Here is a 608-nt window from a genome sequence, read left to right as displayed (position 1 = left end):
ATCTACAACGCCAGAAGCATCTGATGTTTTTATCATTGCCGTTCCGACGCCGAATAATGATGATCAGTACCGGTCATGTGACATTTCGCTAGTTATGCGTGCATTAGATAGTATTTTACCATTTTTAGAAAAAGGGAATACTATTATTGTAGAGTCGACAATTGCGCCTAAAACGATGGATGATTTTGTAAAACCAGTCATTGAAAATTTAGGATTTACAATAGGTGAAGATATTTGTTTAGTGCATTGTCCAGAACGTGTACTGCCAGGAAAAATTTTAGAAGAATTAGTTCATAACAATCGTATCATTGGCGGTGTGACTAAAGCTTGTATTGAAGCGGGTAAATATGTCTATCGCACATTCGTTCAGGGAGAAATGATTGAAACAGATGCACGTACTGCTGAAATGAGTAAGCTAATGGAAAACACATATAGAGACGTGAATATTGCTTTAGCTAATGAATTAACAAAAATTTGCAATAACTTAAATATTAATGTATTAGATGTGATTGAAATGGCAAACAAACATCCGCGTGTTAATATCCATCAACCTGGTCCAGGTGTAGGCGGTCATTGTTTAGCTGTTGATCCGTACTTTATTATTGCTA

General features: G+C 35.9%; 1 pseudogene. It reads left to right on the top strand.

The window, feature by feature from the left end:
• Positions 1-608: pseudogene (gene cap8O / locus IDG60_RS28335) on the top strand (type 8 capsular polysaccharide synthesis protein Cap8O); the annotation flags it as partial.

The organism is Staphylococcus sp. EG-SA-2, from assembly GCF_017152085.1.
The sequence above is the reverse complement of the archived record's forward strand: the minus strand, read 5'-3'. Positions and strand labels throughout refer to the sequence as shown.